Source organism: Marinitenerispora sediminis, assembly GCF_003336425.1.
GTDB lineage: Bacteria > Actinomycetota > Actinomycetes > Streptosporangiales > Streptosporangiaceae > Marinitenerispora > Marinitenerispora sediminis.
This window is the reverse complement of sequence record NZ_QEIO01000079.1, coordinates 18,718-44,603: the sequence shown is the minus strand read 5'-3', so window position 1 is coordinate 44,603 and position 25,886 is coordinate 18,718. Positions and strand designations below refer to the sequence as shown.

General features: G+C 72.7%; 17 protein-coding genes and 1 pseudogene. 5 read left to right on the top strand and 13 right to left on the bottom strand.

The annotated features are described in order from the left end of the window. Positions 1 to 587: DUF3152 domain-containing protein (locus DEF28_RS16030; RefSeq protein ID WP_114446168.1), on the top strand; the 587-nt coding region annotated here is incomplete at its 5' end. A 183-nt stretch (positions 588 to 770) separates the two neighbouring features. Here DEF28_RS16030 and cimA read toward each other — a convergent pair. After that, entirely contained in the window at positions 771 to 2,513 is a 1,743-nt protein-coding gene (gene cimA / locus DEF28_RS16025; protein WP_114398623.1) for a citramalate synthase, read from the bottom strand. Positions 2,514 to 2,669: 156 nt separating this feature from the next. Between cimA and DEF28_RS16020 the strand changes: the two genes are divergently transcribed. Beyond that, on the top strand, positions 2,670 to 2,852 hold the full coding sequence (locus tag DEF28_RS16020; RefSeq protein WP_114398624.1) for a hypothetical protein: 183 nt from the start codon (positions 2,670 to 2,672) through the stop codon (positions 2,850 to 2,852). A gap of 142 nt (positions 2,853 to 2,994) precedes the next feature. Here the strand turns inward: DEF28_RS16020 and DEF28_RS16015 are convergent, their stop codons facing one another. Further along, complete coding sequence (locus tag DEF28_RS16015; RefSeq protein WP_114398625.1) at positions 2,995 to 3,735, bottom strand: TetR/AcrR family transcriptional regulator; 741 nt, start codon at positions 3,733 to 3,735, stop codon at positions 2,995 to 2,997. Positions 3,736 to 3,844: 109 nt separating this feature from the next. Here DEF28_RS16015 and DEF28_RS16010 point away from each other — a divergent pair, with 109 nt between their 5' ends. Beyond that, positions 3,845 to 4,798: an NAD-dependent epimerase/dehydratase family protein gene (locus DEF28_RS16010; RefSeq protein WP_114398626.1), complete on the top strand. Its 954-nt coding sequence runs from the start codon at positions 3,845 to 3,847 to the stop codon at positions 4,796 to 4,798. Between the two features lie 59 nt (positions 4,799 to 4,857). Here DEF28_RS16010 and DEF28_RS16005 read toward each other — a convergent pair whose 3' ends face one another. The 8 genes from DEF28_RS16005 to gatB form a co-directional block, all read right to left on the bottom strand. Continuing rightward, positions 4,858 to 5,973, bottom strand: coding sequence for a branched-chain amino acid aminotransferase (locus tag DEF28_RS16005; RefSeq protein WP_114398627.1), 1,116 nt, complete (start codon positions 5,971 to 5,973; stop codon positions 4,858 to 4,860). A 207-nt stretch (positions 5,974 to 6,180) separates the two neighbouring features. Continuing rightward, positions 6,181 to 7,245: a 3-isopropylmalate dehydrogenase gene (locus tag DEF28_RS16000; RefSeq protein ID WP_114398628.1), complete on the bottom strand. Its 1,065-nt coding sequence runs from the start codon at positions 7,243 to 7,245 to the stop codon at positions 6,181 to 6,183. Between the two features lie 514 nt (positions 7,246 to 7,759). Beyond that, entirely contained in the window at positions 7,760 to 9,346 is a 1,587-nt protein-coding gene (gene serA, locus DEF28_RS15995; protein ID WP_114398629.1) for a phosphoglycerate dehydrogenase, read from the bottom strand. Between the two features lie 238 nt (positions 9,347 to 9,584). Beyond that, a complete protein-coding gene (ilvC, locus tag DEF28_RS15990) occupies positions 9,585 to 10,580 on the bottom strand; it encodes a ketol-acid reductoisomerase (protein ID WP_181874344.1) in 996 nt (331 codons plus the stop codon). A 113-nt stretch (positions 10,581 to 10,693) separates the two neighbouring features. Beyond that, positions 10,694 to 11,218: an acetolactate synthase small subunit gene (gene ilvN, locus DEF28_RS15985; RefSeq protein ID WP_114398631.1), complete on the bottom strand. Its 525-nt coding sequence runs from the start codon at positions 11,216 to 11,218 to the stop codon at positions 10,694 to 10,696. Then, positions 11,215 to 13,071, bottom strand: coding sequence for an acetolactate synthase large subunit (locus DEF28_RS15980; RefSeq protein ID WP_258862225.1), 1,857 nt, complete (start codon positions 13,069 to 13,071; stop codon positions 11,215 to 11,217). Before DEF28_RS15980 ends, ilvN begins: the two co-directional genes overlap by 4 nt. Before the next feature lie 305 nt (positions 13,072 to 13,376). Further along, positions 13,377 to 16,085 carry a putative bifunctional diguanylate cyclase/phosphodiesterase gene (locus DEF28_RS15975; protein WP_114398633.1) on the bottom strand — a complete coding sequence of 903 codons (2,709 nt, stop codon included), beginning with the start codon at positions 16,083 to 16,085 and terminating at the stop codon, positions 13,377 to 13,379. 651 nt (positions 16,086 to 16,736) lie between these two features. Further along, a complete protein-coding gene (gene gatB, locus DEF28_RS15970) occupies positions 16,737 to 18,287 on the bottom strand; it encodes an Asp-tRNA(Asn)/Glu-tRNA(Gln) amidotransferase subunit GatB (protein WP_181874345.1) in 1,551 nt (516 codons plus the stop codon). Between the two features lie 416 nt (positions 18,288 to 18,703). Between gatB and DEF28_RS15965 the strand changes: the two genes are divergently transcribed. Further along, positions 18,704 to 19,939 carry a thioester domain-containing protein gene (locus DEF28_RS15965; protein WP_147280152.1) on the top strand — a complete coding sequence of 412 codons (1,236 nt, stop codon included), beginning with the start codon at positions 18,704 to 18,706 and terminating at the stop codon, positions 19,937 to 19,939. A gap of 515 nt (positions 19,940 to 20,454) precedes the next feature. Next, positions 20,455 to 21,576, top strand: a complete 1,122-nt coding sequence (locus DEF28_RS15960) for a thioester domain-containing protein (RefSeq protein ID WP_114446167.1) — start codon at positions 20,455 to 20,457, stop codon at positions 21,574 to 21,576. A 198-nt stretch (positions 21,577 to 21,774) separates the two neighbouring features. Here DEF28_RS15960 and gatA read toward each other — a convergent pair whose 3' ends face one another. From gatA to DEF28_RS15945, 3 genes and pseudogenes are all read right to left on the bottom strand, one after another. Then, a complete protein-coding gene (gene gatA, locus DEF28_RS15955) occupies positions 21,775 to 23,274 on the bottom strand; it encodes an Asp-tRNA(Asn)/Glu-tRNA(Gln) amidotransferase subunit GatA (protein ID WP_114398562.1) in 1,500 nt (499 codons plus the stop codon). A gap of 31 nt (positions 23,275 to 23,305) precedes the next feature. Next, a complete protein-coding gene (gene gatC, locus DEF28_RS15950; protein WP_114398561.1) occupies positions 23,306 to 23,605 on the bottom strand; it encodes an Asp-tRNA(Asn)/Glu-tRNA(Gln) amidotransferase subunit GatC in 300 nt (99 codons plus the stop codon). Between the two features lie 304 nt (positions 23,606 to 23,909). Then, positions 23,910 to 25,674 (bottom strand): annotated as a pseudogene (locus DEF28_RS15945) (putative bifunctional diguanylate cyclase/phosphodiesterase). Between the last annotated feature and the right edge of the window lie 212 nt (positions 25,675 to 25,886).

Here is a 25,886-nt window from a genome sequence, read left to right as displayed (position 1 = left end):
CCTCACGGCCGCCCTCGCCCTCCCCGTCGGCGGAGCCGCCCGTACTGCTCCGCTCGGTGGTGGAGGAGGTGGCCACCGCCGACGGTGAGCTGGCGGTGGTCGAGGGCGAGAGCCCCGTACGGGGCTCCGGCCCGCTGCGCCGCTACCTCGTGGAGGTCGAGGAGGGGCTGCCCGGCGACGCCGGCGACTTCGCGGCGGCGGTCGACGAGGTGCTCGGCGACCCGCGCGGCTGGGTCGGCGAGGGGATGTCGGTGCAGCGGGTGGACTCCGGCCCGGTCGACTTCCGGGTGGCGCTGGCCGCCCCGGAGACGGTGGACACCATGTGCTACCCGCTGCGGACCGACGGCGAGGTCTCGTGCACCCAGGGCGAGCGCGCCATCATCAACCAGAACCGCTGGGTGAGCGGGGTCAGGCACTTCGACGGCGACCTGGAGACCTACCGCGTGTACGTGGTCAACCACGAGGTCGGCCACGCACTCGGCCACGGCCATGTGGACTGCCCCGGCGACGGCAAGCCCGCCCCCGTCATGCAGCAGCAGACCCTCAGCCTCCAGGGCTGCCAGCCCAACGGCTGGCCGCACCCCTGACAGCGCACCGCTGTCCTCCCCGTCCGAAGAGAGCGCCGGCGGCGGGCAGCGGAAGGCAGCCGGCCCCGGCCTCGTCGAGAATCGGTGGGCCTGGGGGCCGGGCGCCCGTCCCCCGGCCCCCAGGCCCCCGGTGCGGCGGCCGTTCTCACCGGGGAGCGGGGCCCCGGACGGGCCGGACTCGGCTCAGACGCGGCTCGGGTACCCCTGACGCAGCAGGCCGTACGTCACAGCCTGCTCCAGGGCGGTCCAGGAGGCGTCGATGACGTTCTCCCCCACCCCCACCGTGGTCCACTCCCCGCGGCCGTCGCTGAACGTGAGCAGGATCCGCGTGACGGCGTCGGTACCGGAGGTGCCCTCCAGGATGCGCACCTTGTAGTCGGTCAGTTCGAGGCTGGCCAGCGCGGTGTACACACCCTCCATGGCGGTGCGCAGTGCGCGGTCCAGTGCGTTGACCGGGCCGTTGCCCTCGGCGGTGGCGATCACCCGCTCGCCCTTGACGTGCAGTTTCACGGTGGCCTCACTGAGCGCGGCGGCCGGAGCACCGAGGAACGGGGAGACGTCCGCGCTCCCGCGAGGGGACTCGGATCCGGCTCGCCGCACACCGCCACCAGCCGCACTCCCCACCGCACTCCCCTCCACCGCCGACACCAATCGGCCTCCGGCAACCGGTGCCGACGCTTCCGGACGTGCGGCGGCTCGTCGCTCCGCGATCACGCGCCAGGATTCCGCTTCGAAGTACCGCACCGGGCGGCCCAGTTCCTCCCGGAGCAGCAGCTCCAGTGAGGCGTCGGCCGCCTCGAAGCTGTATCCCCGCAGCTCCAGTGCCTTGACGCGGTCGACCACCCGGCCGAGCAGCGCCCGGTCGCCGGAGAGGTCGATGCCGAGCTCCTTCGCCTTGAGTTCGATCGAGGCACGGCCCGCCATGTCCGAGACCAGCATGCGCATGTCGTTGCCGACCAGCGCCGGATCGGTGTGCTGGTACAGGTCCGGGTCCACCTTGATGGCGGAGGCGTGCAGTCCCGCCTTGTGGGCGAAGGCCGACACCCCCACGTAGGGCTGGTGGGTCGCCGGGGCGATGTTGACGATCTCCGCGACCGCCTGCGAGACGCGGGTCATCTCCCGCAGGCCGCCCTCGGGGAGCACCCGGCGGTCGTACTTGAGCTCCAGCGCGCCGACCACCGAGAACAGGTTGGCGTTGCCGACGCGCTCGCCGTAGCCGTTGGCGGTGCACTGCACGTGCGTCACGCCGGCGTCCACCGCGGCCAGCGTGTTGGCGACCGCGCACCCGGTGTCGTCCTGCGCGTGGATGCCCAGCCGGGCGCCGGTGCGCTCCCGGACCGCGGCGACCACCGCGGTCACGTCGGCCGGGAGCATCCCGCCGTTGGTGTCGCACAGCACGACGACGTCGGCGCCCGCCTCCGCAGCGGCCCGCACCACGCTCAGCGCGTACTCGGGGTCGTACCGGTAGCCGTCGAAGAAGTGCTCGCAGTCCACGAAGATCCGCTGACCGTGCTCCCGCAGGTACGCCACGGTGTCGGCGACCATGGCCAGGTTCTCCGCGAGCGTGGTGCGCAGCGCCCGTTCCACGTGCCGGGCGTCGCTCTTGGCCACCAGGGTGACGACCGGAGCCCCCGACTCGCGCAGCGCCGCCACCTGCGGGTCGTCCGCGGCCCGGGTGCCGGCGCGCCGGGTGGAGCCGAACGCGGTGAGCCGGGCATTGCGCAGTGGGAGTTCGGTCCGGGCCCGCCGGAAGAACTCGGTGTCCTTGGGGTTGGCGCCGGGCCACCCGCCCTCGATGAAGCCCACACCGAACTCGTCCAGCAGCCGCGCGATCGCCAGCTTGTCGGCGACGGTCAGGTTGACCCCCTCCCGCTGGGCGCCGTCGCGCAGGGTCGTGTCGAAGACGTGGAAACTGTCGTCCAACATGGGTGGAACTCCCCGAAACAGGTGGTGGTCGCCCCGCCGGCCCAATAAAAAAGACCCCTCGTGGACACGAGAGGTCAGCGCGCTGGCGAGGTCCGTGGTCAGCCAGCGCGCCGCTCGATAATGATCAGCCGCGACGGCACGGGACCAGTCTGCCACATGGGATCGTCGCAGGTGGCGGGAGTGTGCGGAATCCGCCGGGGGCGGCTCACCCACACCGGCTTCCGCGTGTACCTCCGGTCCAACTTCCGCGACACCAAGGACAAGGACACCAAGCTGGACGTGGCGTTCGCCCAGGCGCACAACTGGTTCATCAACTGGCAGGGCGTCCAGCAGTGGTGACCAGCGTTGCCACCGAGATGTGAGGACATGGGGAAGCCGTCAGTCCCTCGCCTGACATTTCGCAAGCCCCGCACTACGTCCTCGGTGCGGGGCATCTCGCATACCGGGACGGCGCGCGGCGTCCGGCGAGGTGGAGCGTGGGTCAGTCGAGCCGGAAGGCGTCGGCGAGGGTGTCGATCTCGGCCGCCAGCAACCCCGCCGGGTCGTGCCCCATGCCGGCGAAGTGCCCCGCGACCTCCAGGCTGACGACGCCGTGCGTGCGCGTCCAGGACATGAGCGCGCCGGCTAGGCAGATTCCGGTCGCGGCGGAGGCGCCGGTGTCCGCGCGTGGTGCTTCCCCTGATGTCCCCGCCACGGCCGCGGCGACCCACTCGGCGACCGCCGGCTCCTGCTCTGCCCACGCGGTCAGCCGCCGCGCCACGGGGAGAACCGCGGGGACCGGTTCCGCTCCGGCGAAGAGCGGGAGGAAGTGGCCGAGTGCGGACCGCGCGCGGTCGACGGTATCGGCGGGGGCGGTGTACCCGGGCTGCGGCGAACCGGCGATCAGCAGGTAACGGTGCGGATGGGTCGCCGCCCACGTCCGGTACGCGGCGGACAGGCGGTGCAGCCGTTCCCGCGCCGGTTCTCCCGCCGCTCGGGGCTCGGCGTCGGCGATGGCCGCGGCCGCGTCGTCGTAGGCGTCCCGGATCAGCGCGGTCAGCAGGTCGTCGCGGTTGGCGAAGTAGCGGTAGAGCGCCGGGCCGGACAGCCCGAGTTCCTTGGCGATGCGGGTGAGCGCGACGGCCGCGATTCCCCCCTCCGCCAGTTGCCGCAACGCGATCGCCTTGATCTCGGCGCGCGTCTGCTCCCGGTAGCGGGACCGCGGCCCTCCGGTCGGTGCCACACCCGTCTCCTCTCGACCCGACACGTGAGAGAGCCTAGCGCACGTTACATTCCATAACGTATGTTAGACAGCGTAACCACACGGTCGCGCAGCCCCCTAGGGAGTCCCCATGCCCAGCACCGCCCCTGCCGCCCAGCACGTCGTCCTGGGCTCCGGCCCGGCCGGAACCGCCCTCGCCGCCGAACTCGCCCGCCGCGGCCACCGGGTCCGCCTGGTCAACCGCCGCGGCGACGGCCCGCCCGTCCCGGGTGCCGCGCGGTACGCGGCCGACGCCGCCGACCCCGCCCAGGTCCGCGCCGCTGTGGCGGGCGCCGCCGCCGTCTACCACTGCGTCAACGTCGCCTACCACCGCCAGGTGGACCTGCTGCCGGGGATCCAGGAGGCGGTCCTGGCCGCCGCCGAGGTCGAGGGCGTCCGGCTCGTCGTGCTGGACACGCTCTACCCCTACGGCAGCACCGGCGGGGCCGCCATGGCCGAGGACACCCCGTGGCGGGCGACCGGCCGCAAGGGGCGCATGCGGGCCCGGTTGGACGAGGTCTACCTCGCCGCGCACGAGTCCGGACGGGTACGGGTCGCACTGGGCCGGGCCGCCGACTTCGTCGGCCCCGGGGTCGTCAACTCCACCCTGGGCGGCGCCGTCTTCCCCGGCGCCCTGACCGGTGGCGAGGTTCTGGCACTCGGCGACATCGACCTGCCGCACAGCTACGGCTACATCGGCGACGTCGCCTCCGGGCTGGCCACGCTGGGCGAGCGCCCCGAGGGCGACGGCCGGGTATGGCACCTGCCCACCGCCCCGGCCGTGTCCACCCGCGAGGTGCACGCGATGATCGAGGAGCGGGTCGGCCGGCCGCTCAAGGTCGTGGTGCTCGACGAGCCGCGCGCGTTCGGCCCATTCGATGAGCGCTTCATGCGGGAGTACGCCGAGCTCTTCTACCAGCACACTGAGCCGCAGATCGTGGACTCGACCGCCTTCGAACGGGCCTTCGCCGTACGCCCGACCCCGCTCGGCGCGGCGCTGGACGCCACCCTCGCCTGGTACCGCGAGGCACTCGCCGCCCGTTGACGCCGTCGCGGCCCCGCACGGTGCGTGCGGGGCCGCGACGGCGTGTGTGTCCCGGCGGGCTAGCCGACCCGGCGGACCCAGCCGTGGCTGTCGGGACGCTCGCCGTACTGGATGCCGACCAGCTCCTCGCGCAGCCGCATCGTCACCGGTCCGGGCGTTCCGTCGCCGATCCGGAAGTCGCCCTGGGTGCTGCGGACGTGCCCGACCGGCGTGATGACGGCGGCCGTCCCGCAGGCGAACACCTCGGTCAGCTCACCGCTCAGCGCCGCCGCCCGCCACTCGTCGGTGGAGAGCCGGCCCTCCTCGGCGGGGATGCCGAGCTCCGGGCCGAGCTTGAGCAGCGAGTCGCGGGTGATCCCCGGGAGGAGGGTCCCGGTGAGGGCCGGGGTGAGCAGCCGGGCGTTCTCCCCGGATCCGAACACGAAGAACAGGTTCATGCCCCCCATCTCCTCGACCCACCGGTGCTCCACCGCGTCGAGCCAGACGACCTGGTCGCACCCCTGCTCGACCGCCTGGGCCTGGGCGAGGAAGCTCGCGGCGTAGTTGCCGGCGAACTTCGCGGCGCCCGTGCCGCCCGGCGCGGCGCGGGTGTAGTCCTCACTCAGCCAGACGGTGACCGGCTTGATCCCGCCCGAGAAGTACGAGGCCGCCGGGGAGGCGATCACGAGGAACAGGTAGCTGCGGGACGGGTTGTTGACCCCCAGGCCGACGTCGGTGGCGAACATGAACGGACGCAGGTACAGGCTGTGCCCCTCCTGCGTGGGGACCCACTCGCGGTCGTGCTCCAGCAGCGTCTCGATGGCGCGGAGGAACAGGTCCTCGGGCAGTTCCGGCATGGCGAGGCGGCGGGCACTGGCGTTCAGCCGCGCCGCGTTGACCTCGGGGCGGAACGCGGCGATCGAGCCGTCGGGGTGCCGGTAGGCCTTGAGACCCTCGAAGATCTCCTGCGCGTAGTGCAGGGCGGCGGTCGCCGGGTCGAGCGGCAGCGGGCCGTAGGGCTCCAGGCGGGCGTCGTGCCAGCCCCGGCCCTCCGTGTAGCGGATGGTGACCATGTGGTCGGTGAACACGTTGCCGAACCCCGGGCTCTCCAGCAGCGCGGCTCGTTCCTGCGGGGTCCTCCGCTGGGACGACGGCCGGATCTCGAACGTCAGACCGCTTGTGGTGGTGGTGTTCATAGCGCGTAGGTTCCTCTCGGGTACTGCGGGTCGGCGGCGCTGCCGACCCGGCTTCCAGTCTGCCGAATCGCCGCGTCCCGGGCCATATCCCCCACCGAACTGGGCGAACATGGCGAACGGGCGCGCCGTGGGCGCGCCCGTAGCACCATGGAGGTGTCCAGATGCCTCAGCCGCGCCGGGTGCCGGCAGGGCTGAGACGGGTTCGACTCAGCCCTGCTCGGCTACTCGCCGGACGATGTCGTCGCCGATCTGGGCGGTGGAGCGGACCAGGCCCTCCTTCGCACGGGCCTGGAGGTCGTCGCCGACCGCGCGCTCGATGCGGCGCGCGGCGTCGGCGTAACCGAGGTGGTCGAGCATGATGGCGGCGGACAGGATGGTCGCGGTCGGGTCGGCCTTGCCCTGGCCCGCGATGTCCGGCGCGGAGCCGTGCACCGGCTCGAACATGCTCGGGAAGTCCCCCTCGGGGTTGATGTTGCCGCTCGCGGCCAGTCCGATGCCGCCGGCGACCGCCGCGCCGAGGTCGGTGATGATGTCGCCGAACAGGTTGTCGGTGACCACGACGTCGAAGCGGGCCGGCTGGGTGACGAAGAACATGGTGGCCGCGTCGACGTGCAGGTAGTCGACGGAGACCTGCGGGTACTCGGCGCCGACCTCGCGCACCACGCGCTGCCACAGCTCGCCGGCGAAGGTCAGGACGTTGTCCTTGTGCACGAGGGTGAGCCTGCGGCGCGGGCGCGCCGCCGCCTTCTCGAAGGCGTAGCGCACGACGCGCTCCACCCCGAAGCGGGTGTTGACGCTGTCCTGCGTGGCGATCTCGCCGGGCGTGCCCTTGCGCAGCACGCCGCCCATGCCGGCGTAGGGGCCTTCGGTGCCCTCGCGCACGACGAGCATGTCGACGTCCTCGGGCCCGACGTCGGCGAGCGGCGTGTGCACGCCGGGGTACAGCCGGACCGGCCGCAGGTTGACGTAGTGCGAGAAGCTGAACCGCAGCCGCAGGAGCAGCCCGCGCTCCAGGACGCCGCTGGGCACCGTCGGGTCGCCGACCGCGCCGAGGAAGATCGCCTGGTGCTCGCGGAGCTCCTGCTCCACCGAGTCGGGCAGGGTCTCGCCCGTGGCGTGCCACCGCTTGGCCCCGAGCTCGTACTCGGTGGTGTCGAGCGCCAAATCGTGCGCGGGGGCCACGGTGGCGAGCACCTTCAGCCCCTCGGCGACGACCTCGGGGCCGATGCCGTCACCGGGGATGACGGCCAACTTCACGGTGCGAGCAGCCATGCGATTGCCTCAACTTCGTAGAACTCGTCGGGACGGGGCACTGGTCCGGGGCGGCGCGTGCGGCGCCGACCCGCCTCCCGCTCGCCGCCGCGTCAGGCGGCTTCTCACATGCTGAGACCAGCGGAAACGGGAATGAGACAAGCCTAGCGACCCGCGGGCCCGCCGTTGTCCCGGCGGTCCAGAGCGGTCTGGACGGCCCGGGTGGCCTCGTCGGCGTCGGCGGTGGACGTGGTGTCGTACATGGCGATCCTCTCCCCACGGGGCTCGGTGGAACAGTCGGCCGCGCCGCGGTGGAACCGCGGCGCCGGAGGGGCGCGTGAGCCGGTGGGATCGCCAGACCGGAAGCCGTCGCCGCCGGATGGATGCGGCGGGCGGCGTCGCGCGGGAACTACGAGGACGTCAGACTATCGGACGTCCGAACAACCGGGCCGGGCGGCCCCCGTCTACCGGACGGGGATGCCCGCCGCCCGGGGCGGGTCCGCCGTGCCGCCCGGGCGGCACGGCGGACCGCACGTCAGACCAGGTCGACCTGGCGGGTGCTCTCGGCGCGGATCTCGGTGGAGATCGCCTCCAGCGTCTCCGCCGGGATCGCGGAGTCCACGGTGAGCGTGATGAGCGCCTTGCCGCCCTCGGCGTCCCGGCTCACCTGCATGCCGGCGATGTTCACGCCCGCGTCGCCGAGCAGCGCGCCGACGATCCCGACGATGCCCGGCCGGTCCTCGTAGGACAGGAACGCCATGTGCTCGCTCAGCGCGATCTCCATGCCGTAGCCGTTCAGCTCGACCAGCTTCTCGCTCTGCCGCGGACCGGTGAGCGTACCGGAGACCGAGACCCGCTGACCGTCGGCCAGGATGCCGCGCACCGCGATGACGTTGCGCCAGTCGGAGCTGTCGTCGCTGGTCACCAGGTTCACCTCGACACCGCGCTCCTTGGCGAGCAGCGGCGCGTTGACGTAGGTGACGGCCTCCTCGACCACACCGCCGAAGACCCCCTTGAGCGCGGCGAGCTCCACCACCTTGACGTCGTGTGCGGCGATCTCGCCGCGCACCTCGACGTCGATCCGGCTGGCGATCCCGCCGGCGACCGCGGTGAAGATCCGGCCGAGCTTCTCGGCCAGCGGCAGCCCCGGCTTGACGTCCTCGGCCACCGCGCCGCCCTGCACGTTCACCGCGTCGGGGACGAACTCGCCCGAGAGCGCGAGCTTCACGGACCGGGCGACCTGGGTGCCCGCCTTCTCCTGCGCCTCGTGGGTGCTGGCGCCCAGGTGCGGGGCCACGACCACGTTCTCGAACTCGAACAGCGGACTGTCGGTGCACGGCTCCTTGGCGAACACGTCGATTCCCGCGCCGGCGACCCGGCCCTCCTTGAGGGCCCGGTACAGCGCGGCCTCGTCCACGATCCCGCCGCGGGCGGCGTTGATGACGCGGACGGTGGGCTTGACCCGCCGCAGCGCCTCCTCGCCGATCAGGCCGAGGGTGTCCTTGTTCTTCGGGAGGTGCACGGTGATGAAGTCGCTGCGCTCCAGGAGCTCGTCCAGTCCGACCACCTCGACACCCATCTGCGCGGCACGGGCCGGCTGCACGAACGGGTCGTAGGCGATCAGCCGGGCGCCGAACGCCGACAGCCGCTGGGCCACGAGCACGCCGATGCGCCCCAGGCCCACGATGCCGACCGTCTTGTCGTACAGCTCGACACCGGTGTACTTCGAGCGCTTCCACTCGCCGTTCACCAGCGCCTGGTGCGCGGGGGCGGTGTTGCGCGCGCTGGCCAGCAGGAGGTTGATGGCCTGCTCGGCGGCGCTGATGATGTTGGAGGTCGGCGCGTTCACGACGAGCACGCCGGCCTTGGTGGCGGCCTCCACGTCGACGTTGTCCAACCCCACGCCGGCGCGCGCCACCACCTTGAGCTTCGGCGCCGCGGCCAGCGCCTCGGCGTCGACCCGGGTCGCGCTGCGCACGATCAGGGCGTCGACGTCGGCGAGGGCCGGAAGCAGCCGCGATCGGTCGGCGCCGTCGGTGGAGCGGACCTCGAAGTCCTCCTCCAGCAGCGCGATACCAGCGGGCGAGAGTTCTTCCGCGACAAGAACGGCGGGCTTGGGCACAGCTAGATCCTTATGTGGGTTGCGGCGGCGGCGCGCGGGGCTGCGTCCGGGGTCTCGGCGCGCTCCACGCCTCCGGCAGTTCCGGCAGGCGGAATGGCCAGCAGAAGTCTAGTGCGCAGGTCGGGATCACACACGGCACGGGGCCCGGGACGCGCGCGGCGGCCCGATCCGGCCGGTGCGGGCGCGGCCGGACCCCGTCCGAGGAGACGGAGCCCGGCCGCACCGGCGGAGGGGCGGCTCAGCCCTTCAGCCAGCTCATGAGCGGGCGCAGCTCCGCGCCCACCTTCTCGATCTGCTCGCTCTGCTCGGCCTCGCGGCGCTTGAGGAAGTTCGGCCGTCCGGCGTCGAACTCCGCCACGAGCTCGCGGGCGTAGGTGCCGTCGCGCACCTCGGCGAGGATCCGGCGCATCTCCTCACGGGTCTGCTCGGTGATGACGCGCGGGCCGCGGGTGTAGCCGCCGAACTCCGCGTTGTCCGAGACGGACCAGTACATCTTGGAGATGCCGCCCTCGTACATGAGGTCGACGATCAGCTTCATCTCGTGCAGGCACTCGAAGTAGGCGACCTCGGGCTGGTAGCCGGCCTCGACGAGGGTGGAGAACCCGGCCTTGATCAGCTCGGAGACGCCGCCGCACAGCACGGCCTGCTCGCCGAACAGGTCGGTCTCGGTCTCCTCGGTGAAGGTGGTCTTCAGCGCGCCGGCGCGGGTGCCGCCGATGCCCTTGGCGTAGGACAGCGCCAGCTCCCAGGCGGAGCCGGAGGCGTCCTTCTCCACCGCGACCAGCACCGGGACGCCGCGCCCCTCCTCGAACTGGCGGCGGACCAGGTGGCCCGGCCCCTTGGGGGCGACCATGGCGACGTCCACGCCGGCCGGCGGCTCGATCAGACCGTAGCGGATGCTGAAACCGTGGCCGAAGAACAGCGCGTCGCCCTCCTGGAGGTGCGGGGCGATCTCGTCGGCGTACAGGTCCCGGTGGATGTGGTCGGGGACCAGGATCATGATGAGGTCGGCCTCCTGAGCCGCCTGCGCGGGCGTGACGACCCGCAGCCCCTCCTCCTCGGCCTTCGCGCGGCTCTTGGAGCCCTCGGCGAGGCCCACCCGGACGTCGACGCCGGAATCCCGCAGCGACAGCGCGTGCGCGTGCCCCTGGCTGCCGTAACCGATGACGGCGACCTTGCGCCCCTGGATGACGCTCAGGTCGGCGGCGTCGTCGTAGTACATCTCTGCTGCCACTTCGGCTTACTCCTTGTTGGTTGCGGACGCGGGCCCGGGGCCGCCGGCCGGGGGCGCGGCGGCCGGGTACGGGCCGGCGGGTACGGTGCGCCGGCCGCGCTGGCGCGCGGCGGTCACGCGCTGCGTTCGACGGCGCGCAGGGAGCGGTCGGTGATGGACCGCGGTCCGCGGCCGAGGGCGACCAGCCCTGACTTCACCAGCTCCTTGATCCCGAACGGCTCCAGGTTGCGGATCAGCGCTTCGAGCTTCTCGGGCTTGCCGGTCGCCTCGATGACGACCACGTCCGGGCTGACGTCGACGACGTTGGCCCGGAACAGCTCGGCCGTCTCCAGCACGTGGGAGCGGCTGGCGGCGTCGGCCTTGACCTTGATCAGCAGCAGCTCCCGGCGCACGGAGGCGTCGGTGTCCATCTCGACGATCTTGATGACGTTCACCAGCTTGTTGAGCTGCTTGGTCACCTGCTCCAGGGGGTGGCGGTCGCAGTTGACCACGATCGTCATGCGGGACAGCCCCTCGTACTCGGTGGGGCCCACCGTGAGGGAGTGGATGTTGAATCCACGGCGGGAGAACAGGCCGGACGCGCGGGCCAGCACGCCCGGTGTGTCCTCCACGAGGACGGAAAGCGTGTGCAGACTCATCGGAAGGTGGCCCTCTCCTCGTCCTCGTCGTCCCAGTCCGGCGCCATGTCGCGCGCGTACTGGATGTTGTCGTTGCTGACGCCCGGTCCGACCATCGGCCACACCATCGCGTCGTGGTTGACGGTGAAGTCCACGACGACCGGCGCGTCGTCGATGGCCATGGCCTTCTCGATGGTGGCGTCGACGTCCTCGGCGCGCTCGCATCGCAGCCCGACACAACCGTACGCCTCGGCGAGCCGCACGAAGTCCGGGATCCGGACCTTGCCGCCGCCGGCCGGCGGCGCGGTCTGCAGGTTGGTGTTGGAGTAGCGGCCCTCGTAGAAGAGGGTCTGCCACTGCCGGACCATGCCGAGGTTGCCGTTGTTGACCACCGCGACCTTGATCGGGATGCCTTCGACCGCGCAGGTGGCGAGCTCCTGGTTGGTCATCTGGAAGCAGCCGTCGCCGTCGATCGACCACACCGCCTGGTCCGGCCGCCCGACCTTGGCGCCGAGCGCGGCCGGGACCGAGAAGCCCATCGTCCCGGCACCGCCGGAGTTGATGAAGCTGCCGGGCTTCTCGTAGTCGATGAACTGGGCGGCCCACATCTGGTGCTGGCCGACGCCGGGCACGTAGGCGGCGTCCGGCCCGACGATCTCACCGAGCCGCTTGATGACGTGCTGCGGGGCCAGGGAGCCGTCGGCGGGCTGCTCGTAGCCGAGCGGGTAGTCGGTGCGCAGCCGGTCCAGCTGCGCCCACCACGCCTCGTAGTCGCCCTGCCGGCCGGCCGCCTGGTCGGCGCGGACCGCCACGACCAGGTCGGCGAGGACCTCGCGGCAGTCGCCGACGATCGGGACGTCGGCGTGCCGGTTCTTGGAGATCTCGGCGGGGTCGATGTCGGCGTGCACGATCTTGGCGTCGGGCGCGAAGCTGTCCAGCTTGCCGGTGACCCGGTCGTCGAAGCGCGCGCCGAGCGCGACGATGAGGTCGGCGCGCTGCAGGGCGCCCACGGCGGCGACCGTACCGTGCATACCCGGCATGCCGAGGTGCTGGCGGTGGCTGTCGGGGAACGCGCCGCGGGCCATCAGGGTGGTGACGACCGGGAGTCCGGTCAGCTCGGCGAGCACCCGCAGCTCCTGCGCGGCACCGGCCTTGAGCACCCCGCCGCCGACGTAGAGCACCGGGCGGCGCGCTTCGGCGATCAGACGGGCGGCCTCGCGGACCTGCTTGCCGTGCGGCTTGGTGACCGGGCGGTATCCGGGGAGGTCGAGGCGCTGCGGCCACTGGAACTCGGTGCCGGCCTGCAGCGCGGTCTTGGCGATGTCGACGAGCACGGGGCCGGGCCGGCCGGTCGAGGCGATGTGGAACGCCTCGGCGACGATGCGGGGGATGTCGGCCGCCTCGCGCACCAGGAAGTTGTGCTTGGTGATCGGCATGCTGATGCCGCAGATGTCCGCCTCCTGGAAGGCGTCCGTGCCGATCAGGGGAGCGGCGACCTGGCCGGTGATCGCGACCATCGGCACGGAGTCCATGTAGGCGTCGGCGAGCGGGGTGACGAGGTTGGTGGCCCCCGGCCCGCTGGTGGCCATGCACACGCCCGGGCGGCCGGTGGCGTAGGCGTAGCCCTCCGCGGCGTGACCGGCGCCCTGCTCGTGCCGCATGAGGATGTGGCGCACCTTGGCCGAGTCGTAGAGCGGGTCGTAGGCGGGCAGGATGGCGCCACCGGGAATCCCGAACACGACGTCGACGCCGACATGCTCCAGCGACCTGATGAGCGATTGGGCTCCGGTCATCTGCTCGGTCATCACTAGATCCTTCGGAGAGGGCTCTGAGGTTTGGCGTGCTCTGGCAACAAAAAACCCCTCACCGGCCACAGGCGGTTGAGGGGAGCGCGCAGCGTCAGCTCGGTCAGCTCGCGGCGCGCCGACCAAGTACGAGAATCAGGGAGTTGCTCTGCACGCTCCCAACGATGGCCGAGCCGACGCTTCCGCGTCAACTGGAACGCGATTTTGTCTCGACATGCGAGATACTAGGATCACCATGCGGTTGCTCCGCAGGTCGTGACATCACAGACAAAATGGGCCGCGGTCCGGCGCCTGCCCGCCGAGGGGCGGCGGTAGGCGGACCCGGTCGGCCGGATCCGCACCGCCCCGGTCCCCGCCGCGGCCGCCGCGACGGCTCACCCGGCCGGCGTCCGGACATCGTCGCCCACCAGCGCCTCGACGCCGGCGGCGGCCATCGGCTTGGCCACCAGGAAGCCCTGACCGTAGCCGCACCCCATGGCGCGCAGGCGCTCCAGCTGCTCGGGCCGCTCGATCCCCTCGGCGACGACCTGCACGCCGAGGTCCTGGCCGAGCCGGATGATGGTGTGGGTGAGCAGGGTCACCGTCCCGTCCGTGCCGAGGTCGCGGATGAAGGACGGGTCGATCTTGATCTCGTCCACCCGCAGCTGCCGCAGGTGCGCCAGCGACGCGTAGCCCATGCCGAAGTCGTCGATCGCCAGCCGGACGCCGAGTCCACGCAGCTCCGAGAGCCGCGCCACGGCCTCGCCCGGGTTCTCCAGCAGCACCTCCTCGTCGACCTCCATGGTCAGCACGTGGGCGGGCAGCCCGCTCTCGGCGAGGACGGTGGCCACGGTCTCGACGAACCGCGGGGACAGCACCTGCCGCACCGAGAGGTTCACGGCCAGGCCGATGTCCCACTCGGCGGCGCGCCACTGCGCGACCCGCCCGCAGGCCTCCCGCAGGATCCACTCGCCCAGCGGCACGATGAGCCCGGACTCCTCCGCGGCGCCGATGAAGTCCTCGGGCGGGATCACCGTGTCGCCGCTGCGCCGGCGTACCAGGGCCTCGACGGCGGTCACCTGGGAGCTCTCCAGGTCCACGACCGGCTGGTACTCCAGCACGAAGTCGCCGTCGGCGAGCGCCTGGCGCAGCTCCGTCTGCAGCTCCAGGCGGCGCACCACCGCGGCGTGCATGTGCGCGGCGTACACCTCCAGCCGGCCGCCGCCGCCCTCCTCCTTGGCGCGGGCCATGGCCATGTCGGCGTTGCGCAGCAGCTCGCCGCTCTCGATGCCGCGCTCGGCGAAGGCCACCCCGACGCTCGCGGTCAGCACGACCTCGCGCTCGGCGACCTGGAACGGCTCGCTGCCGATCACCCGTGACAGCCGCTCGGCGAGGTCGACCACCTGCTGCGCCTGGACGTTCTCCTCGATCAGCACCGCGAACTCGTCGCCGCCCCAGCGGGCGAGCGTGTGCCCGGGGTCGGTGGTGGCGCGCAGCCGGCGGGCCGCCTGCGCCAGCAGGTAGTCGCCGAAGGTGTGGCCGGCGGAGTCGTTCACCGCGGTGAAGCCGTCGAGGTCCAGGAAGATCGCCGCGACGTCCGTCCACGGCCCCTCGCCCGCGCCGTGCCGGGACAGCACCTCGCGGGTGCGCTCCTCCAGGTAGGCCCGGTTCGGCAGCCCGGTGATGCCGTCGTGGAAGGTCAGGTGGTCGACCTGCTGCTCCAGCGCCACCTGGGCGCTGATGTCGCGGGTGGTCACCAGCAGCCGGTCCGGCTCCCCGGGGCGCTCGTAGCGGGAGACCGTGGACTCGGTGTGCCGCCAGGTGCCGTCGCCGGAGCGCACCCGCAGCCGCAGGCTGAAGCTCGGGGAGGCGTCGCGCCGGAACGCCGACATCGCGGCGGCCACCCGGGGCAGGTCCTCGGGGTGCACGATGGCGGTGACCGGCTCGGCGAGCAGGTCGTCCAGCCGGTACCCGAACGCCTCGGCGGCGCCCGGGCTGACGTAGAAGATGGCGCCGTCCTCGTCGAGGATCAGGATGACGTCGCCGCTGTTGCGCGCCAGCTCGTGGAAGTGCCGCTCCCGGGTGAGGACCATGCGCGCCAGGGTGGCGTTCTCCTCCAGCAGCCCCACCAGCCGCACCAGGAGCACGAGGACCGCCGAGCCGGCGACCAGCGGGAGCACCGGCGCCACGCCGTCCATGCGCAGTGCGGCCACCGTCAGCACGACGCTCGCGACCGCGAGCGCCACAGCCGCCGCGATCTCCGGCGCGAACCGGTACAGCCCACGGCCGGTGATCCGGCGCGGCGCCGCGGCGGCGGTGTCCCGGATCAGCCAGGGCAGCCCGGCCAGCAGCGCGAACCCGAGCAGCCGTACCGGGTGCTCGATACCGCCGGCCAGCGGCTCGCCGGTGAGCCGCGTGATCGTGCTGATGAGGTCGGCGCCGCAGATGATGACGAACGCCCCCATGGCGAGTAGCACGGCCCGCCGGGTGCTGTGCGGCGACGTGAGCACCAGGGGTGCCAGCAGGCAGAGCACCACGATGTCGGCGACCGGGTAGACCAGGGCGAAGCCCACGAAATCGGCGTTGACCCCCATTTCGCTGTACAGCGGCGCGAACAGCACCAGCCACACCACGGTGAACACCGCGGCGGCGCACACGTAGCTGTCGGTGAAGTGGCGGACCGCGGGGCGCACCCCCCGGGGCAGCGGCGCGAACCGGGTGAACCCGACGGCGAACAGCGGCAGCGCGACCAGCGAGAGCAGGTCGCCGAACGTGAGGGAGAGTGCGGCACTGGTGCTGAACAGGCCGGTCACCCCGTAGGTGACCGCTCCGGCGCACCACGCCAGCGCGGCGAGGCCCAGGTAGCGCAGCGCGGCGGCGCCGTCGGCCCCGTCGGCGTTCGCCTCGGTGTCGGCGCCGCTGGCCGCCCGGCGCCGCGCCGAGTACAGCAGGGAAACCGCGGCCACGCCGGCCGCCGCCGCCATGGGCCAGGTACCCATACGGGCGGTGAGGGACAGGCCACCGGAGTCCACCAGGGTGCCCAGCGTGTAGGCGAGGGTGAGCGCCAGGATGCCACCCAGCCAGAGCCGGGAGTCGCTCCTCATCGACGCGTCCGGGGTGGGACGGGGGCGGCGGGTTCCGCCGCATCGGCCGTGAACATGGGCACCCTTCCAATCAATGGCGCTCCGGCGCTACGGGCTCCTCGGGTCGGCCGGGGAATCGTCTCGGTCGAGCGCTCTCGGTGGGCTCCGGGGTTCGCGCATCGCCTCCTGCGGCCCGGGCCGGACACCCGCCGGCGCGGACCGCGGTCGGGGCCGGTGCCGGGCTTCCTCGCCCGGCCGGGCGTCCCTCCTCGCCGCCGCGGCCGGCCGCACCGACCGGGATCACTCTCGGTACCGTCCGGCCCGCTGCCGTGGCCGGCCGCCACGCGGATCCGGCGGACGGCCGCTCCCCCGTCCAGTCGCCACGGGAGCTTGTTCTCCGGTCACGCACCACGGCAGGCACCAGTGCTCTCTCTGGCGGACCAGGCTATTTCTTCAAGGTCACGGCGAGATTGAGGAGAAGCGGAGACCCGGCGACAACATGGTCACGCATCGTGACACCCCCTCTGGGGAGCCTGAACGGGGGGGGAGCCTCCCGTGGCGAATGAACGGAGAACAGGCCTCCCATCGCGAATGAACGGCGAACGCACCTCCCGTGGCGGATGACCGGCCACGGCCCCCCGGTTGCCGGTCCGGGCGGCCGCCGGCGGCGGCTCAGCCTCCGGCGCCGAGGCGCTCCAGGATCAGCTGCCGGGCGCGGCCGGCGTCGGCCTGCCCCCGGGTGGCCTTCATCACGGCGCCGACGAGCGCGCCGGCCGCGGCCACCTTGCCGCCCCGGATCTTCTCGGCGACGTCGGGGTTGGCGGCGATGGCCTCGTCCACGGCGGTGCCGAGCGCGGAGTCGTCGCTGACCACCGCGAGGCCGCGGGCCTCGACCACCTGGTCGGGGTCGCCCTCGCCGGCGAGGACCCCCTCGACCACCTGGCGGGCCAGCTTGTTGGTGAGCGCCCCCTCGGCCACCAGCGCGATGACCCTGGCCACCTGCGCCGGCGTGATCGGCAGTGCGGCGAGCTCGACCTCGTTCTCGGTCGCGCGGCGGGACAGCTCGTTCAGCCACCACTTGCGGGCGTCGCCGGACGGCGCACCCGCCTCGACGGTCGCGGCGACCAGGTCGATGGCATCGGCGTTGACGAGGTCGCGCAGCTCCTCGTCCGAGAGCCCCCACTCGGCCTTCACCCGGCGGCGCTTGGCCGCGGGCAGCTCAGGCAGCGCGGCGCGCAGCTCCTCGACCCACTCGGCGCTCGGGGCGACCGGCACGAGGTCGGGGTCGGGGAAGTAGCGGTAGTCCTGCGCCTCCTCCTTGCTGCGGCCGGAGACGGTGCTGCCGCTGTGCTCCTGGAAGTGCCGGGTCTCCTGGACCACCCGGCCGCCGGCGTCCAGGACACCGGCGTGCCGCTGGATCTCGTACCGCACGGCGCGCTCCACGGAGCGCAGCGAGTTGACGTTCTTGGTCTCGCTGCGGATGCCCCACTCGGTGCCGCCGCGCGGCATCAGCGAGACGTTGACGTCGCAGCGCAGGGAGCCCTCCTCCATGCGCACGTCGGAGATGCCCAGGGCGCGCACGAGGTCGCGCAGCTCACTGACGTAGGCGCGCGCCACCAGCGGCGCGAGGTCGCCGGTGTGCTCGATGGGCTTGGTGACGATCTCCAGCAGCGGGATGCCGGCGCGGTTGTAGTCCACGATGGAGTACTCGGCGCCGTGGATCCGGCCGGTGGCCCCGCCCACGTGCGAGGTCTTGCCGGTGTCCTCCTCCATGTGGACCCGCTCGATCTCGATCCGGAACTCGCGCGGGCCCTCGGGCGTGTCGACGGTCACGTCGAGGTGGCCGTTGGTGCACAGCGGCTCGTCGTACTGCGAGATCTGGTAGTTCTTCGGCATGTCCGGATAGAAGTAGTTCTTCCGGGCGAACCGGCACCACGACGCGATGGAGCAGTTCAGCGCGAGCCCGAGCCGGACGGCGCTCTCGACCGCGGTGCCGTTGACCACGGGCAGCGAGCCCGGCAGTGCGAGGCACACCGGGCAGACCTGGGTGTTGGGCTCGGCGCCGAACGCGGTGGCGCAGGAGCAGAACATCTTGGACCGGGTCCCCAGCTCGACGTGCGTCTCCAGGCCCAGCACGGGCTCGTACCTCGCCAAGGCGTCGTCGTAATCCACCAGCACCGAACCGCCGCCCGTGGCGGGGCCACTCGTCACCGCGCTACCCATCGCCGCACTACCCGTTTCCGTCTCCACGGCGTCCCCGCCCGCGCTGCCCGGCCGGAGGGGACGACCTCCCAGTTTCCGCGCCGCCCACCGTTCGGCAGCCAGACTGAGGCGGGCCCGCAGACCTGAGCCTACCGATGATGCGAGGGGATCGAGGACGACTCCGCGCCAGGTGAGCGCGGTGCGCCGGCGGCGCTCCGCCGCGCGCCGGTCCCGCCGGCCGGGTCCGCGGCGGTCCGCGGCGAGTCGGGGGCGCGACCGCCAGGTCACAGGACGCACACGATTGCGCGCCCGGCGTCCGCGTTCGCCTGGCCCGCCCCGGGGCCGCGGATACGCTGTGCTCGCGTTCACCTCCGTCCCGTGCACGACCGCCCGCGACCTTCCGGGCGCCGCCCTCGCTCACCTCCCTGGGGGCCGCTTTGAGCAGCATCTCCGCCCGCGTGCGGCGCGGTCGCGCCCTGCTCGCGGCCGTCCTCCTCCTCGGGTGGTGCGGCCTCGGCTGGTACGGCGCCGCCCCGGCGCGGGCCGAAGCCGACACCATCGCCCGCGTCGACCGCAACGGCGTGGCCGGCGAGACGGTGCACTTCGCTGGCGAGGGCGCGCCGGCGGCCGCCACGGCGCTGTTCAACCTCCGGGTGGGTGACGCGGCGGGGCTGCCCGCCTACTGCGTGGACCTCGGCACCGACGTGGACCAGCGGGCGCCCTACGTCGAGGCGGACTGGGCGGACCTCCCCGCCGGGCGCGCCGTCGCCGCGCGCCCGGACCCCGTGCTGTGGATCGTGACGCACTCCTACCCCCACGTGGGGCTCGCGGACCTGCGCGCGGCGGCCGGCATCGGGTCGCTGGACGAGGCGCAGGCCATCGCCGGAACCCAGGCCGCCATCTGGCACTTCAGCAACGGGGTGGACCTGCGGACGGAGGGCCTGACCCACCGCAACTCCGCCGAGGTCGAGGCGCTGTACCGGTACCTGGTCGCCAACGCGGCGGCCGCCGGGCCGGTCCCGGAGCCGCCGCCCTCGCTCGCGCTGGAGCCCGGTGTGGTGCGCGGGGACTCCGCCGAGCCCCTGGGCCCCTTCACCGTCCGCACCACCTCCGAGGGGCCGGTGCGGCTCACCGTGAACGGGGTGCGCGCGGCGTCGCTGGTGGACGGTGCGGGCGACCCGGTGACCAGCGCGGTGGACGGCGCGCAGGTGCTGCTCCGGCTGGAGCCGGGCACACCGGAGGGCAGCGCGAAGGTCTACGCGGATTCGGATGCCGTCGTGGTCTCGGCCGGCCGGCTGTTCGTGGGGCGCGACGGGGTCAAGACCCAGCCGCTGGTGGCCGCCGACTCCGCCACCGTCTCGGCCACGGTGTCGGCGACGGCGAACTGGACCGCCGATCCGCCCTCCGCCGCCCCGGCGGGCCCCGAGCCCTCACCGCCGACCGCTCCGGGCGCGTCGGCCGGAGCACCGCCGCCGGCCGCCACGGCACCGCGGCCGACTCCGGCACCCCGGCCCGAGCCCGATCCGAGCCCGCTCGTCATCGCGGAGGACAAGCGGCCGGACGCGGACCTGCCCTTCACCGGGACCTGGCTCGGCACGGTCCTGCTCGCCGGGTCGGCGTCGCTCGTCGCCGGCGCGGTGGTGATGGTGCTCGGGTACCGGCGGCGGCGCTAGCACGCCGCAGTGGCCGGTTTCGGCCGCCCGACACCTGGTGACGCTGCGTCCGGAGCGCCTCTGGCCCGGTCCCGCCGGGCGGACGCGGGCTCCGCGGCCGTTGTGGACGAGAAAAACGACGTCGCGCCGGTAATCCGCGGCGTGGGTTCGGGCGTCTAACTTTCGGCGGTCTGTCGACCGAATCATCGCCGTCACCGACGGTGCCCAATTACGGGCGTCACACCACGGATTCGTGCGATTTTCGCGAATCATGTTGGAAGCCCGGAATCCGGTCGCTAGTATCTGGCGGTGCGGTGGTCGGCACCTCGCCGGCGCGGAGAGACGCGCCTCGTATGACCGGCTTCTGAGCTCACCTGAGCCTCGCTCGATCCCCATGGTCGACCACCGCGTCATGATTCCGGCAGTCGGCCAGGTCATTCAACGTTCGGCCCTATCCCGCTCGTCGGTCGTTCGTGACCGCTCCGGTGGACGATGAATCCACCGGGTTCCCCTAACTCTTACCGGGACACAACTTGATCCACGAAACTCTCCCCCAATCCCCCCGTCGCGGTCGCCGGACCGTCACCGGCCTGGCGGCGGTCGCCACCGCCACCTTCCTGGCATTCGGCGCGTCCGCCGGCCCGGCCTTCGCCGACACCCCGCTGAACGGCGGTGCCAAGGGCACCTACATCGGCAACGGCCAGGGCGGCGCGCAGATCACCACGAGCGAGGGCCGCTTCCGCACCAACCTGTTCAGGCTGGAGCTGGAGGACGGCACCGTCCTGCTCACCTACTGCATCGACGTCAAGACCGGCATCCGGAGCGGCGCGGACTACGTCGAGGACTCCTGGGAGACCTACCCGGGCCAGGGCGCCTTCGCCGAGCCGGCCAAGGTGCACTGGATCCTGCAGAACTCCTACCCGACGGTCGAGGTGGCCGCGCTGGCCGAGGCCGCCGGCATCGAGGGGCTCACCGAGGAGCAGGCCGTCGCCGGCACCCAGGCCGCCATCTGGCACTTCAGCAACGGCATCGACCTGTCCGGCCGCAACGACGGCAACGTCCAGGCGCTCTACGACTACCTGGTCGAGAACGCCCAGGACCTCCCGCAGACCGCGGAGCCCGACGCCTCGCTGAGCATCACGCCGGCGACCGCCGAGGGCCGGGCCGGCGAGACCATCGGCGAGTTCACGGTCAGCACCAGCGCCGCGTCGCTGCCGCTGACCCTGGAGGGCCCCGAGGGCGTGCAGCTCGTCGACCTGGAGAGCGGCGAGCCGGTCGAGACGGTCGGCAACGGCGACACCTTCGGCGTCAGCGTCCCGGCCGACGCCGCGCCCGGCGAGGCCAGCGTGTCCGGCTCGGTGACCGCCGAGGTGCACACCGGTCGGCTGTTCCGGGGTGCCCCCGGCGAGGACCCGACCCAGACGCTGATCACCGCTGAGGGCGGCGAGGCCGAGATCAGCGCCGGCGTCCAGGTCACCTGGACCGAGGGCGTTCCGGAGGAGAGCCCCAGCCCGAGCCCGGGCGGCGGTCTCCCCGTGACCGGTGCCGCGCTCGGCGGTCTGGTCGCGGTGGCCGCGGTCGCCATCGGCGGCGGCGGTGCGGCGATGTACCTCGCCCGCAAGCGCAAGAGCGGCCAGCCGGACGACAGCGCGCAGTAGCATCCGCGCCTGACCTGACGCAGGTCCGGTGAGCGCCCGCCGCCGTGGCACCCACGGCGGCGGGCGCTCCGCCATGTACGGGCCGGACTCGGGCCAGCGCCGCGGACGGACATGGGAACGGCGCGGGCCGGACGGGAGGTCTCCCGTCCGGCCCGCGCCGTTCCGCTGTCCCGCGTCACCGGATCCGGCGACGCCGCCTCACACCGCGTAGGGGCTGCGGGCCAGCAGGTCGCCGCCCCACCGGTCGCGCAGCGCGGTCTCCAGGGCCGCGCCGACCCGGTAGGTGCGGTCGTCGGCGAGCACCGGGGCCATGATCTGCAGGCCCACCGGCAGGCCGTCCTCGGGCGCCAGCCCGCACGGCACCGACAGGGCGGCGTTGCCCGCCAGGTTGGCCGGGATGGTGCACAGGTCGGCCAGGTACATCGCCATGGGGTCGTCCACGCGCTCGCCGAGCGGGAACGCGGTGGTCGGCGTGGTCGGGGAGACCAGCACGTCGACGTGCTCGAACGCGGCGTCGAAGTCGCGCTTGATCAGGGTGCGTACCTGCTGGGCCGAACCGTAGTAGGCGTCGTAGTACCCGCTGGACAGCGCGTAGGTGCCGAGGATGATCCGCCGCTTGACCTCGGGACCGAAGCCCTCGGCCCGGGTCAGCGCCATGACCTCCTCGGCGCTGCGGGTGCCGTCGTCGCCGGAGCGCAGCCCGTAGCGCATGGCGTCGAACCGCGCCAGGTTGGACGAGCACTCGCTCGGCGCGATCAGGTAGTAGGCCGCCAGCGCGCTGCGGAAGCTCGGGCAGGAGACCTCGACCACCTTGGCGCCCAGCGACTCCAGCACCTCCACCGCCTCGGTGAACCGCTGGAGCACGCCGGTCTGGTAGCCCTCGCCGGCGAACTCCCGGACGATGCCCACCCGCAGGCCGTCGACGTCGCCGCGCCGGGCCGCCTCGACCACCGGCGGCACCGGAGCGTCGATGGAGGTGGAGTCGCGCGGGTCGTGGCCGGAGAACGCCTCGTGCAGCAGCGCGGCGTCCAGGACGTTGCGCGCGAACGGGCCCGGGGTGTCCAGGGAGGAGGCGAACGCGATGAGACCGTAGCGCGAGGAGCCGCCGTACGTCGGTTTGGCGCCCACCAGTCCGCACACGGCCGCGGGCTGGCGGATCGAACCGCCGGTGTCGGTGCCGGTGGCCAGTGGCGCCTCGAACGCGGCGACCGCGGCGGACGAGCCGCCCGAGGAGCCGCCGGGGATGCGCGAGACGTCCCACGGGTTGGCCGTCGGGCCGAAGGCGGAGTTCTCCGTGGAGGAGCCCATGGCGAACTCGTCCATGTTGGTCTTGCCGAGGATGACCAGCCCCGCGGCGCGCAGCCGCTCGGTGACGGTGGCGTCGTAGGGCGGCCGCCAGCCCTCCAGGATCCGCGACGCCGCCGTGGTGGGCATGTCGCGGGTGGTGAACACGTCCTTGTGGGCGATCGGCACGCCCGCCAGCGGGCCGAGCTCGGCGCCCTCGGCGCGCCGGGCGTCGACCGCGCGGGCCTGTTCGAGGGCGGCGTCGGCGTCCACGTGCAGGAACGCGTGGATGTCGCCGTCGACCGCGGCGACGCGGTCCAGGTAGCTCTGGGTGGCCTCGACCGCGGACGTCTCGCCGTCGCGGATGGCGGCACCGAGTTCGGCCGCGGTCAGCCGGATGAGATCGCCGCTCAACACCGGCTCCCCTCTGCTCGCACGCGTGAGCTCACTCTTCCTCCCCCAGGATCTGCGGGACGCGGAACCGGCCGTCCTCCACCGCCGGCGCGCCGGCCAGCGCCTGGTCCGGGGCGAGCCCTGGTCGGGCCTCGTCGGAGCGGTACACGTTCGTCAGCGGCAGGGCGTGCGAGGTCGGCGGGATGTCACCCTTGGCGACCTCCTGCACCTCGGCCACAGCGGAGATGATGACATCCAGCTGGGCGGCGAGCCGGTCGAGCTCGTCCTCGTGCAGCGCCAGCCGCGACAGCCGGGCGAGGTGTGCGACCTCATCGCGGGTGATGGCGGACATGAATGGAAACCGTTTCTTCGGCGGATTCGGACAGGTCAATCCTATGGCCGCCGCGGACAGCGCTCACCGGTGATCGGGTGTACCAAGGGTGAGCCGCCGAGCGCCTGGAGCCGTCGGCGTCTCCCGCCGAAGGCCCCACCACGCCGACGGCGCAAGGAAGCGAGACGGCGAACCCGACCAACAGCACCAAGGGTGAGCCGCCGAGCACCTGGAGCCGCCGTTCGTCACCCCCCGAAGACCCCACCACGCCGACGGCGGAAGCGGCCGGGGGCCGATGCGGCGCACCGGCCCCTGGCGCGCGGCGCTAACCGTGCGATCCGGTGCGCTCCTGCGACGGCAGCGCGAGCTTGCCGTGCTCCAGCAGCCAGTTCGTGGCCGCTGCCGCCTCCAGCGGCGGGGCGAAGTGGCGCCCCTGCGCCGCGTAGCAGCCCAGGGCGTGCATGGTGGTGGCGACGTGCTCCGACTCCACCCCCTCGGCGACCGCACGCATGCCGAGCGTGCCGACCAGGTCGATGGCGGAGCCGACGATGAGTCGGCCGTCGGGGGTGTCGGCGACCTGGCGGACGAAGGACTCGTCGATCTTGATCTCCTCGACCGGCAGCCCGTTCAGCCGGGCGAGCGTGTAGTAGCCGGTGCCGAAGTCGTCCAGGGTCAGCGGCACGCCGAGGTCGGCCAGCGCGAGGATGGTCGGCGTGATGGCCTCGGCCTCGGCCACCATGACCCGCTCGCTGATCTCCAGCCGCAGGGCCTCGGGCCGGACGCCGTGCCGGCGCAGGCCGGCGGCGACGATGTCCGGAAGGGTCGGGTCCAGCAGCTCGCGCGCGGAGAGGTTGACGGCCACCGGCAGCCGGATCCCCTCGGCCCACCAGCGGGCGATCTGCGGCAGGGTCTGCTCGATGACCTCGTGGGTGAAGCTGCGCATCAGGTAGGACTGCTCCACCATCGGCACGAACTCCTCGGGGGGCAGCACACCGCGCTGCGGATGCCGCCAGCGCACCAGCGCCTCCAGGCCCACCGCGCTGCGGTCGGCGAGGTTGACCTTGGGCTGGTAGAACATCTCCAGCTCGTTCTCCACCAGGGCGCGGCGCAGCTCGCTGAACAGGCTGAGCCGGGCGGTGGAGTTGCGGTCCTTGTGCGGGGCGTAGAGCTCCACGCCGGTGCGGTGCTCCTTGGCCACGTACATGGCGACGTCGGCACGCTGCAGCAGGAGCTCGAAGTCGGGCGCGTGGTTGGGGAACAGCGCGATGCCGACGCTGGCCTCCAGGTCGAAGTCCATGCCGTCCAGCCGCATGGGCTCGGCGAGCGCCACCCGCAGCCGCGCCGCCACCTCGCGCGCGGACGCGGCGTCGCGGATCTGCGGCAGCAGCACCGCGAACTCGTCGCCGCCGAGCCGGGCCACCAGGTCGCCCGGGCGCACGCTGTGGGTCAGCCGGTGCGCGACGGTCTGCAGCAGCCGGTCGCCGGTGGGGTGGCCGAGGGTGTCGTTGACCTCCTTGAAGCGGTCGAGGTCGAGCAGCAGCCCGACGCGCTGCTTGCGCTGCTGCGCCTCGCTCAGCGCCTCCTGGGTGCGCAGGATGAGCAGCTTGCGGTTGGCCAGGCCGGTGAGTTCGTCGTGGTTGGCCTGGTACTCGCGCTTCATCGACAGCGTGGCGCTGCTGTACAGGGCGGCCAGCGGGAAGAAGAAGAGCCTGCGCGACGTTGAAGGCGGTGCGGTGCGGTGCGTGGCCGCGCGCGACCCCCGCGATGATCGTGGCGAGGGCCTGCGTGACGCCGGCGAGCGGCAGGCCGTAGGCGATCACCAGGGCGAACGAGAAGGGCAGCGACGTCGGTGTGCCGTCGTCGCCGGGGCTGTTGCGGGTCCCGATGGGACGCAGCTCGCCGATGATCACCATGCACAGGACCACCCACACCAGCGGCTGCGCGGCCATGTGGTGCAGGCCGGGCAGGTCGACCCAGAACAGCGACACGCCGAGGAGAACGCAGCCGGCCACGGTGGTACTGGCGAGGTACAGCCACAGTGGCGTCCCGACCCGGGGGCCGACGTCCCGGGTGTTGTTGGGATCTTTCATAACGTCCTCGGGGTCTTCCATGGAGCGTCGGCGGCGAGCCGGGAGAACTGTGCGGCTGTCGGCGCTCCTCACGAAATCTGTCTCAACCGTCGCGGTCACCCCCATGACCGGCTCGGGCCTCGTATGGGATTCGGATACAGCCGTTCAGGCACAGCTTACGTCGCTTCGTCACCAGCTGTCGCCAAATGGAGACTTTAGGTAAACCATGGTTC